Below are 14,003 nucleotides of genomic sequence, written 5' to 3'. Positions count from 1 at the left end.
GCATGACCATGAATTCCGATCACATTGATGCTGATCACGAGTCGCCAAGCGACAATAATGATTTAATTAGCCAGTTTTTCAGTGAACAAGGCACAACCATTCCTGCTGATTTTAGAAGTGGTTTTGTTGCGATTGTCGGTCGTCCTAATGTGGGTAAATCGACCTTAATGAATCACTTACTGGGTCAAAAGCTTTCTATTACTTCACGTAAACCACAAACGACACGCCATAAAATTGTCGGAATTGATTCACGTGAAAAATCTCAGGCGGTGTTTGTGGATACCCCAGGGATGCATAAAAAAGAAGTGCGTGCCATCAATAAAATGATGAACCGTGCTGCACATTCGGCTTTGCGCGATGTTAACTTGGTGCTTTTTGTGGTGGATGCGCAAAAGTGGACACAAAACGATGAACTGGTTTTAGAAAAGCTGAAAAATGCTGAAATGCCTGTGATTCTTGTGATCAATAAATTAGATACACTAGAAAATAAAAATCAGGCATTACCACTCATTCAAGAGCGCGCAAAACTGATGAATTTCGCTGAGATTGTTCCAGTTTCTGCACTTCGTGGTGCGAACCTTGAGCATTTGCGCAATACCATTGAACAGTATTTGCCATTCCAACCACCGTTGTATTCACTTGATCAGATTACAGACCGTTCAGAGCGTTTCTTGGCATCTGAAATTATTCGTGAAAAGATCATGCGTCAATTGGGTGAAGAATTACCTTACGATTTAACGGTACAAATTGAATCATTCCGTACCGAAGATTCGGTGATTCATGAAAAAACAGGCAGACTCAAACCTGCTTGTACCTATATTGATGCGACGATTTTTGTTGATCGTCCAGGGCAAAAAGCCATTGTGATTGGTGAAAAAGGGACCAAGTTGAAGAAAATTGGTATGGATGCGCGTACCGATATGGAAAAGATGTTTGAACAGAAAATCATGCTGACACTTTGGGTGAAAGTGAAAGGTGGTTGGTCTGATGATGAACGTGCACTGAAAAGTCTTGGGTATAGCGATATCTAAGATTTAACTGCGAACAGGAATTGTAATGCTAAAGGCTTGGTTAATTGTGGCGAGTGTATTTTGTTTACAAGGCTGTATTTATAAAGTCGTTACAGTTCCTGTGAAAGTGGCTTACAAAACTACAAAAGGTGTGGTGAAAGGCACGGTTGCAGTTGTGGGTGCTGTGATCCCTGATGGGGATGATAAGGCTGATGAAACTCATCAAGATCAGTAGGATTAATGTTGATTCATGCGTAATGAAGTTCTACATGGCTATTTGATTCACCACCGTAAGTATCGTGAGCGGAGTCACATCGTCCATTTATTCACTCAAGAATACGGCCGTGTAGATGGTATCTTGCGTCAAACACCCCCTCCACAATATCAGCCGCTGCGTTTACAGGCATCGGGCAAATCTGAATTGAAAAACTTCAGTAAGTTAGAAATTATGCATCATCCGATTTTTTTCTTCGGTGATGCATTTTTTTCAGGCTTCTACCTCAATGAAATTCTATTGCGCCTGTGTCCATTAGAAGTTGAAATGCCAGAGACCTTTGCTCAGTATGCGTCGACAATTCAGTCATTACAGATCCTGAACGAACAAGCGCATCCTGCGCTGTTTCTAAGACAAATCCTGCGCCAATTCGAATATGCTTTGCTGGAAGAGCTGGGTTATCCACTTGATTTCACAACAGATGCGAATCAAGCAGAAATACAGGATCAGCAAAATTATACCTTTCAATTAAGTGATGGATTTATTCCCACTATTCGTGCTTCATCTTCAACCTTGGTGGGTGCACAGATTCTATCGATGCAGCACTATGAAAAGGGTAGGGAATTTAATCCAGAACAGCTACAATTATTGTCAAAGCTGTATCGGCAAATGATCACATCCTTGTTGGGAGATCGACCGCTTAAAAGTCGCCAACTGTGGATTCAAAACACTCAATCTAAAACATGATTAGGAAAAAATAATGGCTGCTTTACTTGGTGTAAATATTGACCATGTTGCAACATTGCGTCAAGCGCGTGGGACAAGTTATCCAGACCCTGTTAATGCTGCTTTAATTTGTGAGCAGGCTGGTGCAGAAGGGATCACTTTACATTTACGTGAAGATCGTCGTCATATTCAGGATGATGATGTACGTCGTATGCGTCCAGCCCTAAAGACACGAATGAATTTGGAGCTTGCAGTCACAGCGGAAATGATTGCCTTTGCCAAAGAAATTCAACCACAGCATGTGTGCTTTGTACCTGAAAAGCGTCAGGAAGTGACGACTGAAGGTGGATTGGATGTGGTGGGGCATTTTGAGGATGTTAAAGCTGCAACGCAAGAATTGATGGCTATCGGGTGTGATGTCTCGTTGTTTATTGATGCTGATTTTGCCCAAATTGACGCAGCTGTGGCTTGTGGCGCACCAACCATTGAAATTCATACAGGTGCTTATGCAGATGCTGAAACGGCTGAAGCGCAGCAGCATGAGTTGGACCGAATTGTAAAAGCCGCACGTTACGCTGCGGAAAAAGGTTTGGTGGTCAATGCGGGGCATGGTTTGAACCTTGAAAATGTCACACCGATTGCTCAAATTCCTGAGATTTATGAATTAAATATTGGACATTCTTTAATTGCAGATGCTGTGTTTGTGGGCTTGGCGCAAGCTGTGCAGCAAATGAAAGCTGTCATTAAAGCTGCGCGTTAATACTGAGTTTAGCTTAAATTATGTCAACAATCGATTATGATGACTTGATGAAGCCTGTATTGGGTTTCTTGGGTTGTACTACGCCACAAGCTTGGTTAGATGAAGCATTAAATCATCTTGATATTTTGATGCAAGATCATGCCAACTGTGAAAAGAAAGCCGCAGGGACAGCAATGAACCTGATGTTTCGCTACAGTTTTTTTACGGATTTACAGGTGAAATTAGCTCAACTTGTCCGTGAAGAAATGCTGCACTACGAGCAAGTTCTTGAGTTGATGAACAAACGTGGTCAAGCGTGGTCAAATTTGAGTGCAGGTCGCTATGCGGGTGGATTGCGTAAAGAAGTGCGTACTTATGAGCCAGAAGCTTTAATTGATATTTTGATTATAGGTGCATTTGTTGAAGCACGTTCGTGTGAGCGTTTCCATGCGCTTGCGCCGCTCGTAGATGAAGAGTTGGGTCGTTATTACCGCTACTTGCTTAAATCCGAATCACGCCATTTTGAAGACTATCTATCTTTGGCTTTGGATGTTGCGCGGACAGGAAAATTGAAAAATCCTGAAGAGGATATTCAGCAGAGAATTGAACATATTCGTGAAGTGGAAAAAAATCTGATTTTATCTCCAGATGAGACTTTTCGTTTTCATAGTGGAATACCTGTGCAAGCAGCGTAAACTGAAGAAGGTGCTTAAGAAATTAAGCGCCTTTTTTAATTTTTATAAACCTAATTTTTCGTCCGAAATGATTTAACGTTAAAGCGTATACCGTAGTGCCTAGAGTTTCATATCGCATAGAAAATGAAAAACAATAGGCATAAAAAAGCCCGCTTTAATGCTGCGGGCTTTTTTGTATTTGGCTCTCCAACCTGGGCTCGAACCAGGGACCTGCGGATTAACAGTCCGTCGCTCTACCGACTGAGCTATTGGAGAATCTGAGTGCGATTATAAGCAGATTTTAAAATGGGTCAAGCCTTAAGAACAGAAAAAAGTGGATTTAGAGTGTGTGTGTCGCATATTTAGGCAAACAATTCAAAATTTAGGAAAAATAGGAAAATGAGCTTGTGCTTTGAAAAAAGCATTGTTAGATTAATTACAGAAAGTTGTTGAGGTGAAAAACTTCAACAGTGTGGATTTAAACCAACTTGCCAGCACTAAAATGGCTAAACGGAGTAAGCGAATGAATACGCTCAGCATCCCTGAAATTTTTTCTCAATTCTCATACTATCAAGACAACTACCTGTCGCTTATTCAACAGCCAGAGTTATATTACACTGCAGTTGAAGGTGCTTTTATCTCTGTGCGTCCTTTTGCGCCTGTGCAACTTTATCTAGGTGATTTACTACAACTCTGGTTTTCAGAAAAATGGTTGGTTGAATCTGAACGTCAAAGTTGGATTGCATCTTATTTTTCTAGCGAAACTGAAGTAAAAGAGCGTGTTTACGTCTATGCCTTAGACGGTCAGCTTTGGTCTAAGCCATTACAAGCTCAAGCGTGGTCTCAATCCCGTAATGCTGCATGTACGATTCAGCTCGAGCGAACATTAAAATACTATTGTTATTACAAAGCTTTAACTGCGCCACAATTTAAATTGGATGCTGCTCAAAAGAACTATCACCATGCCTAATTCATTGTATATGCACGACACATTCCAGTGTTGTGCTTATACATTTAAGCGCGAATAATCATACAGGTTGCAGTGGCATGGGCATAAAGTTTGCCATCTTCATCCACTATTTTACCTTCAGAAATTCCTAAATTTTTACTCATATTAATTACGGTGCCAATTGCAATCAGTTCCTTATCTTGAGGAATTGGACGGCACATTTTAATATTGAGATCAATGGTGCCATAGCCTACACCTGCTTCTAACATGCTATGAACAGCACAACCTGTGACTGAGTCCAGTACGGTTGCGGCAAAGCCTCCATGGACTCCACCCAGTGGGTTTAAATGTCGCTGATCTGCCTTGGCTTTAAAGTGAATACTTCCGAGCGTGACCTGATACGGTTGCATAGGAATGGTCGCACTAATACTCGGTGCAGGAATTTTCCCAGCACACATAGCTTCGAGTAATTGTAATCCTGTCATTTCTTTTACGTTCATTGCTTATCCTTTAATTAGAGAGTTCCAAAAAGGAACTTAATAATTAAGTTAATATGGATAACGAAATGAAGTCAAATAAAGATGAGAACTGGTGCGTTAGGCATCAAGCTCGTAAATTTTATCTAGGCTGTCTGCGCCCGTTAAAATATTTAAGCAAATACGTTCACCTGTAGCCCATGTCGCCTGATCGGAGTTAAGATCAACATCGACGATGTCGATGTCACGACAAAGGGTGAGGGCACTTTCAATCACGATAAATTGAGGAGAGCGGGCTTTTAAGCATTTAGCAATGTAACGTTTAATATTCTGTTGTCGGTATACATCGATAATCTTATAGCGCATGATGGACTCATAGGCATTCAGCTGTGTGTGAGCGTATCTTAGAAGATCGAAGCTTGGGTTGCCATGCCGAATATGTTGCGAAATGTATGATTCATAAAAATAAATAAGAATTACATTTATTTATACAATGTAGAAGGTGATCTATTTCTCGATATTGTTTCATTGGGATACAGCAAATATACAAACAATTTGCTAGAGAAAAATATATTGATCTGATGAATGACCAAGTCCATGTTTGTCACGGTTCACTTTGTTGATGTTAGGATAATAATGTGCCGATGATGAATGATATGAGCTGAACAGCTTGGGCTTTCAGTCGCGAGAACACAGGGGTATTCCAAACTTCAAAATGGGGGGATATGCGGCTTTAGAGCAATGCGGGACGGTATTTTTCAGGCGTTAGTAGGATCATCGTTTTGGTCATATGAAAATGTTTAGATTAGATGAATTTGCTTAAGCGTTAGTTTTGGCGATGTGAGGTTATATGGATCATCAACCCGATTTTTATGTGCTGCGCCAGCCAATAGATGCATTAACCGAGGAAAAGGCGGTTGAGATGTTTAATAAATAATAATAGCCATAGCTTTTCACAGCGTATAAAAAAAGAGCTCAAACCAAGTTGAGCTCTTTTTTTTAATAAACTGCTAAATTATTGAGCCGCTTTTTCAGCTTCAATCGAGGCAATTGCAGCGTCAACGCCTTCAATTGAGTCAGCCGCTTTCTTGATACGTGCAAGCGCATCTACAAGGACTTCGTCAGCAGTTGCGTAAGAGATACGCATGAAGCCGCCAAGGCCAAACGCATCACCAGGAACTACGGCTACGCCAGTTTCTTCTAATAACCATTCAGAGAATTCTGTGCAAGATTTCAAACCTTTAGCGCGAATCAATGGGCGGATGTTTGCATACGCGTAGAATGCGCCATCAGCTGGTAAGCAAGAAATCCCTTTGATTTCATTCAAACCATTTACCACTAAGTCGTGACGACGTTTGAATGCTTCAATCATTGGCTCAAGTACATCTTGAGGACCATTCAATGCAGCTTCAGCAGCAACTTGCGAAATAGAAGTTGGGTTAGAAGTTGATTGAGATTGGATTTTTTTCATTGCGCCGATGATTTTTGCAGGGCCCGCTGCATAGCCGATACGCCAGCCAGTCATTGCATAGGCTTTAGATACACCATTCAATACGATTGTACGATCATATAAGTCTGGTGCAACAGTTGCGATGTTGTAGAACTCATCATCCCAACGGATTGGTTCGTACATGTCATCAGATGCAACAAAGACTTGTGGGTGACGACGTAATACTTCAGCCAAAGCTTCAAGTTCAGCTTTGGTATAGATCATACCTGTAGGGTTTGAAGGGCTATTCAATACCACCAAACGTGTATTTTCAGTGATTGCCGCTTCTAATTGTTCTGGTGTGATTTTGAAACGTTGTTCTTCACCACATTTCACAATAACAGGTGTACCTTCAGCGATGATCACCATATCTGGATAGCTTACCCAGAACGGTGCAGGAATAATCACTTCATCACCTTTGTTTAACAAAGCTAACGCCAAGTTAAAGAACGATTGTTTACCACCACAAGAAACCAAAATTTGGTTCGCTTGGTAGTCAAGGTTATTGTCGCGTTTAAGTTTTGCAATAATTGCTTTTTTAAGGCCTGGCGTACCATCTACAGCGGTATATTTTGTAAAACCGTTGTTAATTGCTGCGATAGCAGCATCTTTGATGTGTTGCGGGGTGTCGAAATCTGGTTCACCAGCTCCCAAACCAATGACATTTTTACCAGCAGCTTTAAGTTCAGCAGCTTTGTTTGTCACAGCTAATGTAGGGGACGGTTTGATGGCATTTACACGATCAGATAGACGTACGTCCACGGCGGAATTCCTTCTTATGGGGATAAAAAATTAAAAGCACACTATCTTAGCTTAAAATCTAGGGCTAGTTTGTTTAAAATGCGTCCAAATTAATAAAAAATTGACCGTATTATTTGGGGAGAGCTATTTGCTGGGAAAAGGTTAGTTTAATGAAGTGCTCGCTATGTGGCATAAAAAACTTTAAAATAGTTGCAATTAAATTTGAGTCATCGTTATGAGTAAGCAACAGCCTACTTCCAAAAAGCCATTGGTAAAACTCCCATTTCCAATGCCGTCTCAGGAACAAGTGCAAGACGATGTTGCCCATAATCAGGTTCGTCCTAAGCCAGAGCAATACGCAGATCGTACGTGGATGCCACCGCGTGGTACACGTCGCTCCATGGGTAAACGTTAAAAAAAAGAAGTGCAAATGCACTTCTTTTTTTATCTGAAAAATTTAACGTGCACGGCGATCATATTGTGCATAGTACTGCTGTTTCTGCTGATACATCATGTGATCGGCACGTTTCAGCATCTCTTCTATACGTTCATTTTCTTTAACGGTGGCATAGCCTATTGCCAGACTAATCGGTTGGCTGGCATAAAATTGATTATCGACATGCAATAGCTCTTGCAGGCTGTGCAAGCAGTTTTGTAATGCTGCTTCATCGGCACCCGGAAGAAGTACCACCAACTCATCGCCCCCAATTCGGGAAGCCGAATATAGGGTATTTTGAATGAGTTGATTTAAAATTCCGCCCATGCGACGCAATAAGCCATCACCGACATCATGCCCGAAGTTGTCGTTGACTTCTTTGAGTCCATTCATATCGAGAAAAATACAAGAAGCAGGTCGTAAAGGGTTACGTTCTAAACGGTTCATTTCTTCGGTATAGAAAGAACGATTATAGAGTTTGGTGAGCACGTCGTGTTTGCCCAGATATTCCAAATAATTTTCGGCTTTCTTGCGGGCAGTGATATCGGTTAAGGCAACCTGAACCATGCTCCAGTCATCTTTATAATCAGGGAAAACCGTAAACTGTAGTAAGACATGCCGAATACTGCCATCAAGGGCATAATTCACGGCTTCACGTTGATGATGAATATTCCCATTCCATAATTCAATCAACTGTTCGCGGAAGGTTTGCAGCATTTCTTTGGAAAATATCTTATGGGTGTTTTTAAGCAGGGTTTCCTTATCTGCCGCACCAAATAAATCCAACGTGGCTTGGTTGACATCAATAATCACAATGTCCTGAATACATTGCAAAATAAAATCATTATGCACATCTAAAAAGGTCTGAAAGTCCTGAATACCCATGTGTTTCAGTTGATCTAGACGGTATTTAATCCGACTAAAATCTTCCACCCATAACGAGGTTGGAGAGTATTTAAAACGGGATTCCGCGAGTAAGCGGTTTTTTTCTTCAAGGCGACACGCTGTTTTATAAGGAGTGATATCTTCTGTGGTAATGAGTAATAAGGACAAATCATGTTCATGTTCTGGAATCACGGTGCCACGCAATTGAATATCTAAGCGTTGCCCAGAAATAGTGTAGTTCACGGTGCTACTCAGAAACTCGGTTTGACCATCCCATAAACTTAATAACTCTTGAATATGGGTTTTTGCCATATCTTGTTTAAAGATCAAATCCAAATTTTGTTGCAAGTGTTCGAGGTCGCGTGCCTGAAATAGCGCTAGGGTTTTGGTATTCACTTTCAGGATTTTAATTTTACGTGCACATGCTAAAACACGTGCTTCATCTTCAAGTAAAAATTGTTCTAAGTTTTGAATGCCTTGTGCGCGCCACAGATCAAACTGTTTTTTGACCTCACTGAAATCTTCAAGCCACATGGCAATAGGGGATAAATCAAAAATTGAGGAATCTAATAATTCCATGTGTTGCTCGTATTTATTTTTAAGTCGCGTCTAGTATAGGCACAATTTATTTGTTTTTAAATCATGTGATCAATAAAAGCATTAAATTGGGTTTTGTGATCATTCTGGCATTAAATTTGCCTAAATTTGAGGTTGTCTACCCATGCAGATAGACAACACTTCGTATGATAAGCTTGATTTAGCGGGTCGATTTACGGGCTTTATTTTCCGCTTTGGGAGCCGAGATTTCACGTTGATGATTCCAAACTTCCATGAAATCTTGCTCGTTGATGTTGTAAAGTTCCAACAGGGCAAGCACGACGCCACCAATCACCATGCGGCTCTCTACCGGCGAGTCAACGCGAAAACCTTTTTCATCTAAACGATGCACAATATCTTCGATTTCAAAAATACGGTCACGACCATTGCTATCGGTTGGATACATTGGTGTATTCAGGATGATTTTAGCCAGACTTTTTTCATTGTCTGCCAAATCAAGTCGTTCAATCACCTGATCCAGTGGTTCGTTCGGGAAAATGACCTGATCTTGCAACACGGCTTTTAAGAAGGCTTGGCGAAGTTTCGGTAAAGGTTGTTCAACAAAAGGTCGGAATGACACAGGGAAAATGACGTTGTGTGAAATGCCTTTAAACATCGGTGCGATTTCTTCGACTTTATAGCCTGCAACGCCACAACCAATAGAGGTAATGAAATATTTAGTTTTAGGGTGATGCTTGGTATAGATTTTAAAATCATCAATATAATGCTGAATTTGCGACAGCGGCATTTGTTGTAAATGCTCATTCATGGTCGGAATGGCATAACTTTGACCTGCCCAGCCACGACCAGCACCTTTCATGGCGCCAAAATGTAATAAAGCAATTTTGGCAGCGCCTCCCGCATGCGTACCCGCCATATTACTGCCAAAAACAAACACGGTATCTTCAGGTAAACTTTTAACAATGGTTTCGTCGTGGTAATGGTAGCGCATAAGTCATTTATCTAATCATCATTATTGATTCATGTTGCAACTGAATAGGGCATGGGTCAAGTAGCAGGCTGTGCTTTTTTAGTTGGATGCGTTGTACAGAATATTTGTTGATAGGCAGGTTGATCAATCTGATTAATGTGAAATGTACATGAAAGCTTATTGTATGTTGTCAAATTGCCCCCATACTATGTAGGTCAGAATGTGTCGAAGATGGAAACCATGCAAGAGCATCAAAAACCTGTGCAAGACAGTCAACAACCTTTTGAGTTGGTGACTCAATTTCAACCTGCGGGAGATCAACCGCAAGCGATTGAAAAACTAGTGCATGGTGTTGAGCACGGTTATCGCAATCAATTGTTATTGGGAGTAACGGGCTCAGGTAAGACCTACACCATGGCGAATGTGATTGCTCAGACGCAACGCCCAACCATTATCATGGCGCACAACAAGACGCTTGCGGCCCAGCTGTATGGTGAATTCAAGGCATTTTTCCCGAATAATGCGGTTGAGTATTTCGTCAGTTATTATGACTATTATCAACCCGAAGCTTATGTGCCATCTTCAGATACCTTTATTGAGAAAGATGCGGCCATTAATGACCATATTGACCAGATGCGCCTGTCTGCAACGCGAGCTTTGCTCGAACGCCGCGATGCGATTATTGTGGCTTCGGTTTCAGCCATTTATGGTTTGGGTGATCCGAATGCCTACATGAGTATGCTGTTGCATATTGTGCAGGGGGATCGCATTAACCGCGATGAAATTATTCGTCGTCTGGTGGAAATGCAATATAGTCGTAATGAATTGGAATTTTTACGCGCAACTTATCGTATCCGTGGCGAAATCATTGATATTTTCCCTGCCGAATCAGACCAGCACGCCATTCGTATTGAACTGTTTGATGATGAAGTCGATTCGATTCGCTGGTTTGACCCGCTGACAGGGAAAATGATTCGCAAAGTTCCACGTGTCACGATTTATCCGAAAAGCCATTATGTGACTCCCAAAGATAACTTGGAGCGTGCGATTGGTACGATTCGAGAAGAGCTGAAGGAACGATTGGTCTTCTTTCGTGAAAATGACAAATTGCTGGAAGCGCAGCGGATTGAACAGCGCACGCGTTACGATTTGGAAATGATGCAGCAGTTGGGATACACCAACGGCATTGAAAACTATTCCCGTCATTTATCAGGGCGTCCAGCAGGCGAAGCACCTCCGACCTTATTTGACTATGTGCCTGATGATGCCTTGCTGATTATTGATGAATCACATGTGACTGTACCGCAGATTGGCGCTATGTATAAAGGTGACCGTTCGCGTAAAGAAAACTTGGTGAATTATGGTTTCCGTTTGCCGAGCGCTTTAGATAACCGCCCAATGAAATTCGAGGAATGGGAGCGCATTGTTCCAAGTACCATTTATGTCAGTGCAACACCTGCACGCTATGAATTGGAAAAATCGGAACAAGTGGTGGAACAGGTGGTACGTCCGACAGGATTGGTTGATCCGGAAATTGAAATTCGTCCAGTGCTGACGCAAGTGGACGATGTACTGTCGGAAATTAATATTCGTAAAGAGTTGAATGAGCGTGTATTGGTTACCACCTTAACCAAACGGATGGCAGAGGATCTGACGTCTTACTTAAAAGAATATGGCGTCAAAGTCGCGTATCTGCATTCCGATATTGATACGGTAGAACGGGTGAAAATCATTCATGAATTGCGCTCAGGCATTCATGATGTGCTGGTCGGTATTAATTTGCTGCGTGAAGGTTTGGATATGCCAGAAGTGTCGTTGGTGGCCATTCTGGATGCGGACAAAGAAGGCTTCTTACGTTCAGAGCGTTCGCTGATTCAAACCATTGGTCGTGCTGCACGTAACTTAAAAGGCAAAGCGATTTTGTATGCCGATCGAATGACCGATTCCATGCAAAAGGCGATTGATGAAACTGAGCGCCGTCGTGCTAAGCAAATTGAGTTTAATCTGGAACATGGCATCACACCACGGAGTGCAGTGCGTCAAGTCGTTAAGGAAATTGACATGGGCGAAGTCCTGAATGATGATCAAATTGATGCCAAGCTTGCTGATCAGGCACAAGCCTTGTCTGCGGATGAGCAACATCTCTTGTCGAATCCAAAACTGTTTAGCAAACACATCGCTAAACTGGAAAAAGAGATGTTGAAAGCTTCGAAAGAATTACAGTTTGAGCAAGCTGCACGTTTAAGAGATGAAATTGTGCGTTTGAAAGCGCAGCTGTTGCAATAAAGTCGCAAACTTTTTACTGCAAAATCATTACATAACGCTACAGTGTGTGGGGTCAAAGCCCGTTATTTTTTTAAGAAATTACATTCGGGCTTGGTCCAAATCAATCTTTTAAAGGATGTTGTTATGAGTGAAAGTAATCTTCCTAAAGCAAGTTGGCGTATAACAAAAATAGTCATTGGTGGGGCAATTTTAGTGGGCTTGGGTGCTGCGACTTTGGCGTATGCACAAACCAAACCCATGCCTGTGGTTGAAAAAGTTGAATTAGACCGTTATTTGGGAGTGTGGTACGAGATTGCTCGGAAGCCCATGTACTTTCAAAATAAATGTGCACGTGATGTCTCTGCGACGTATACCTTAAATGAAAATGGCAATGTGAGTGTGGATAACCGTTGTTATTCTCAAGAAGGAGTATTGCAGCAAGCCATCGGTGAAGCCTTTGTGCAAAATCCGCCCTTTAATTCGAAGCTACAAGTCAGCTTTTTACCCGAAGCTGTGCGCTGGCTGCCAGTAGCGCGAGGGGATTACTGGATTTTAAAACTGGATGATGATTATCAAACCGTATTGGTTGGCGAGCCACGCCGTAAATACATGTGGGTACTCTCGCGTACCCCAGAAGCTAAGCCAGAAGTGGTGAATGAATATTTGGAGTATGCCAAATCGCTCGGCTATGACCTTGGGGATCTCATTCGAACACAACACAGCAAAGCAAAATCTGAAGAGTAACTCAGCTAGAAACTAGATTAATCGATAGACGCTGTGTGCTGTCGAAAATTTAAATTTGCGTGAAAGTTATTTTAATCCTGAAGTATTTTATTTCACGAATCGGTATACTAAGCCCGACAAAAAGTTAGGGTGAAAACATGTATAAAGGCGTAGCACTGTCGGTATTGGCATCCGTCACCTTTGGCGTGCTTTACGGCTATACAGAATTTTTAAAACCCTTAGACAGTGAACAGACTTTCGCATGGCGTATGTTAGCGACGCTGCCATTTTTGACTTTGTTTATGTGGTGGTCGGGTGAGCTAAAGCTGATTACTGAACTGTTCAAAAAAGTCATTCAAAAACCTATCTATTTGTTGTGGCTGTTGATTAGCTCGGTATTGTGTACCTCCCAATTGTGGCTGTTCCTATGGGGGCCGATCAATGGTCGAGGCTTGGAGGTGTCCTTAGGGTATTTCCTGTTGCCTTTGGTCATGGTACTGATCGGCTGCGTACTGCATAAAGAAAAATTGTCCCGCTGGCAGCTGGTTGCTGTGATCCTAGCTGCGCTCGGTGTAGGGCATGAGATTTGGCGAATTGGCGGTGTGGCATGGGAAACGGTCTATGTCGCCTTGGCTTATCCCCTGTATTTTTATCTCAGACGATTATTCAAGTCCGATCATTTGGGCGGTTTTTGGTGGGATTTGTTCCTGATTTTGCCTGTTGCTTTCTATTTATTATCGACGTCAGAGTCTTTAAGCTTGATTGCTCAATACCCACATTTAATTTGGGCAATTGTCGGTTTGGGTTTTTTAAGTGCGCTGGGCTTGGGAAGTTATATTCTCGCGAGTCGTTTTTTACCCTTTGTACTGTTTGGTCTGCTGAGTTACCTCGAACCCGTGTTATTGGCAGCAGCATCTATCGCCTTGGGTGAACAGGTGAAGCCTGATGAATGGCTGACCTATATTCCAATTTGGTTTGCCGTATTGGTTTTGGTGGTGGAAGGCTGCTTACATTTATATAAACAGCAGCGCCTGAAACAAAACTTGGCACGCAATATTGAAAAAGCAGAAGCTCGCTTAAACGATCAAGATTAGCCTTGCTAATATAAATGTTTAGGCAGAGCGAAGAATCAACAGCATGAGTTGATT

15 protein-coding genes and 1 tRNA gene are annotated in these 14,003 nt (G+C 41.9%); 10 read left to right on the top strand and 6 right to left on the bottom strand.

What is annotated here, in order from left to right; translation table 11 throughout:
- Positions 1-8 precede the first annotated feature (8 nt).
- Genes era through miaE form a run of 5 tightly spaced genes read left to right on the top strand, consistent with a single transcriptional unit; the run spans position 9 to position 3,384 of the window.
- Positions 9-1,031, top strand: a complete 1,023-nt coding sequence (era, locus tag GWK51_RS08740) for a GTPase Era (RefSeq protein ID WP_407925976.1) — start codon at positions 9-11, stop codon at positions 1,029-1,031.
- 25 nt (positions 1,032-1,056) lie between these two features.
- On the top strand, positions 1,057-1,245 hold the full coding sequence (locus GWK51_RS08735; RefSeq protein ID WP_161933411.1) for an NF038104 family lipoprotein: 189 nt from the start codon (positions 1,057-1,059) through the stop codon (positions 1,243-1,245).
- Positions 1,246-1,260: 15 nt separating this feature from the next.
- Positions 1,261-1,971, top strand: coding sequence for a DNA repair protein RecO (gene recO / locus GWK51_RS08730; protein ID WP_161933410.1), 711 nt, complete (start codon positions 1,261-1,263; stop codon positions 1,969-1,971).
- Positions 1,972-1,984: 13 nt separating this feature from the next.
- Complete coding sequence (gene pdxJ, locus GWK51_RS08725) at positions 1,985-2,710, top strand: pyridoxine 5'-phosphate synthase (RefSeq protein WP_161933409.1); 726 nt, start codon at positions 1,985-1,987, stop codon at positions 2,708-2,710.
- A gap of 20 nt (positions 2,711-2,730) precedes the next feature.
- Positions 2,731-3,384: a tRNA-(ms[2]io[6]A)-hydroxylase gene (gene miaE / locus GWK51_RS08720; protein ID WP_161933408.1), complete on the top strand. Its 654-nt coding sequence runs from the start codon at positions 2,731-2,733 to the stop codon at positions 3,382-3,384.
- Between the two features lie 179 nt (positions 3,385-3,563).
- Here the strand turns inward: miaE and GWK51_RS08715 are convergent.
- Positions 3,564-3,639: transfer RNA gene (locus GWK51_RS08715), tRNA-Asn, on the bottom strand.
- A gap of 247 nt (positions 3,640-3,886) precedes the next feature.
- Here GWK51_RS08715 and GWK51_RS08710 point away from each other — a divergent pair.
- Positions 3,887-4,333 carry a hypothetical protein gene (locus GWK51_RS08710; protein ID WP_161933407.1) on the top strand — a complete coding sequence of 149 codons (447 nt, stop codon included), beginning with the start codon at positions 3,887-3,889 and terminating at the stop codon, positions 4,331-4,333.
- Positions 4,334-4,377: 44 nt separating this feature from the next.
- On the opposite strand, the gene GWK51_RS08705 is transcribed toward GWK51_RS08710, so the two are convergent.
- The 3 genes from GWK51_RS08705 to GWK51_RS08695 all read right to left on the bottom strand — a co-directional run bounded on the left by GWK51_RS08705 (position 4,378) and on the right by GWK51_RS08695 (position 7,039).
- Positions 4,378-4,812 (bottom strand): PaaI family thioesterase, encoded by a 435-nt coding sequence (locus GWK51_RS08705; RefSeq protein WP_161933406.1) that lies wholly within the window; start codon positions 4,810-4,812, stop codon positions 4,378-4,380.
- Positions 4,813-4,908: 96 nt separating this feature from the next.
- Positions 4,909-5,154, bottom strand: a complete 246-nt coding sequence (locus GWK51_RS08700) for a hypothetical protein (protein WP_100241305.1) — start codon at positions 5,152-5,154, stop codon at positions 4,909-4,911.
- Between the two features lie 649 nt (positions 5,155-5,803).
- A complete protein-coding gene (locus tag GWK51_RS08695) occupies positions 5,804-7,039 on the bottom strand; it encodes a pyridoxal phosphate-dependent aminotransferase (RefSeq protein WP_100241304.1) in 1,236 nt (411 codons plus the stop codon).
- A 214-nt stretch (positions 7,040-7,253) separates the two neighbouring features.
- Between GWK51_RS08695 and GWK51_RS08690 the strand changes: the two genes are divergently transcribed.
- On the top strand, positions 7,254-7,433 hold the full coding sequence (locus GWK51_RS08690) for a hypothetical protein (protein WP_100241303.1): 180 nt from the start codon (positions 7,254-7,256) through the stop codon (positions 7,431-7,433).
- Positions 7,434-7,475: 42 nt separating this feature from the next.
- Here the strand turns inward: GWK51_RS08690 and GWK51_RS08685 are convergent, their stop codons facing one another.
- Positions 7,476-8,918, bottom strand: a complete 1,443-nt coding sequence (locus GWK51_RS08685) for a sensor domain-containing diguanylate cyclase (protein WP_161933405.1) — start codon at positions 8,916-8,918, stop codon at positions 7,476-7,478.
- Between the two features lie 178 nt (positions 8,919-9,096).
- Entirely contained in the window at positions 9,097-9,888 is a 792-nt protein-coding gene (locus tag GWK51_RS08680) for an A1S_2505 family phage non-structural protein (RefSeq protein ID WP_161933404.1), read from the bottom strand.
- A 219-nt stretch (positions 9,889-10,107) separates the two neighbouring features.
- Here GWK51_RS08680 and uvrB point away from each other — a divergent pair, with 219 nt between their 5' ends.
- The 3 genes from uvrB to rarD all read left to right on the top strand — a co-directional run bounded on the left by uvrB (position 10,108) and on the right by rarD (position 13,949).
- The gene (gene uvrB, locus GWK51_RS08675) at positions 10,108-12,153 is read left to right on the top strand and encodes an excinuclease ABC subunit UvrB (protein ID WP_161933703.1); all 2,046 of its coding nucleotides are present in this window, start codon (positions 10,108-10,110) and stop codon (positions 12,151-12,153) included.
- Positions 12,154-12,276: 123 nt separating this feature from the next.
- Positions 12,277-12,876 carry a lipocalin family protein gene (locus tag GWK51_RS08670; protein ID WP_161933403.1) on the top strand — a complete coding sequence of 200 codons (600 nt, stop codon included), beginning with the start codon at positions 12,277-12,279 and terminating at the stop codon, positions 12,874-12,876.
- Between the two features lie 137 nt (positions 12,877-13,013).
- Complete coding sequence (gene rarD / locus GWK51_RS08665) at positions 13,014-13,949, top strand: EamA family transporter RarD (protein WP_161933402.1); 936 nt, start codon at positions 13,014-13,016, stop codon at positions 13,947-13,949.
- The last annotated feature ends 54 nt before the right edge of the window (positions 13,950-14,003 follow it).

It is taken from the genome of Acinetobacter kanungonis, assembly GCF_009939195.1.
Lineage (GTDB): Bacteria > Pseudomonadota > Gammaproteobacteria > Pseudomonadales > Moraxellaceae > Acinetobacter > Acinetobacter kanungonis.
The sequence above is the reverse complement of the archived record's forward strand: the minus strand, read 5'-3'. Positions and strand labels throughout refer to the sequence as shown.

What these genes read in the sequence shown, in the direction of transcription:
- era (WP_407925976.1), top strand. Translation starts at nt 9, where the DNA reads ATGAATTCCGATCACATTGATGCTGATCACGAGTCGCCAAGCGACAAT.
- GWK51_RS08735 (WP_161933411.1), top strand. Translation starts at nt 1,057, where the DNA reads ATGCTAAAGGCTTGGTTAATTGTGGCGAGTGTATTTTGTTTACAAGGC.
- recO (WP_161933410.1), top strand. Translation starts at nt 1,261, where the DNA reads ATGCGTAATGAAGTTCTACATGGCTATTTGATTCACCACCGTAAGTAT.
- pdxJ (WP_161933409.1), top strand. Translation starts at nt 1,985, where the DNA reads ATGGCTGCTTTACTTGGTGTAAATATTGACCATGTTGCAACATTGCGT.
- miaE (WP_161933408.1), top strand. Translation starts at nt 2,731, where the DNA reads ATGTCAACAATCGATTATGATGACTTGATGAAGCCTGTATTGGGTTTC.
- GWK51_RS08710 (WP_161933407.1), top strand. Translation starts at nt 3,887, where the DNA reads ATGAATACGCTCAGCATCCCTGAAATTTTTTCTCAATTCTCATACTAT.
- GWK51_RS08705 (WP_161933406.1), bottom strand. Translation starts at nt 4,812, where the DNA reads ATGAACGTAAAAGAAATGACAGGATTACAATTACTCGAAGCTATGTGT.
- GWK51_RS08700 (WP_100241305.1), bottom strand. Translation starts at nt 5,154, where the DNA reads ATGCGCTATAAGATTATCGATGTATACCGACAACAGAATATTAAACGT.
- GWK51_RS08690 (WP_100241303.1), top strand. Translation starts at nt 7,254, where the DNA reads ATGAGTAAGCAACAGCCTACTTCCAAAAAGCCATTGGTAAAACTCCCA.
- GWK51_RS08685 (WP_161933405.1), bottom strand. Translation starts at nt 8,918, where the DNA reads ATGGAATTATTAGATTCCTCAATTTTTGATTTATCCCCTATTGCCATG.
- GWK51_RS08680 (WP_161933404.1), bottom strand. Translation starts at nt 9,888, where the DNA reads ATGCGCTACCATTACCACGACGAAACCATTGTTAAAAGTTTACCTGAA.
- uvrB (WP_161933703.1), top strand. Translation starts at nt 10,108, where the DNA reads ATGCAAGAGCATCAAAAACCTGTGCAAGACAGTCAACAACCTTTTGAG.
- GWK51_RS08670 (WP_161933403.1), top strand. Translation starts at nt 12,277, where the DNA reads ATGAGTGAAAGTAATCTTCCTAAAGCAAGTTGGCGTATAACAAAAATA.
- rarD (WP_161933402.1), top strand. Translation starts at nt 13,014, where the DNA reads ATGTATAAAGGCGTAGCACTGTCGGTATTGGCATCCGTCACCTTTGGC.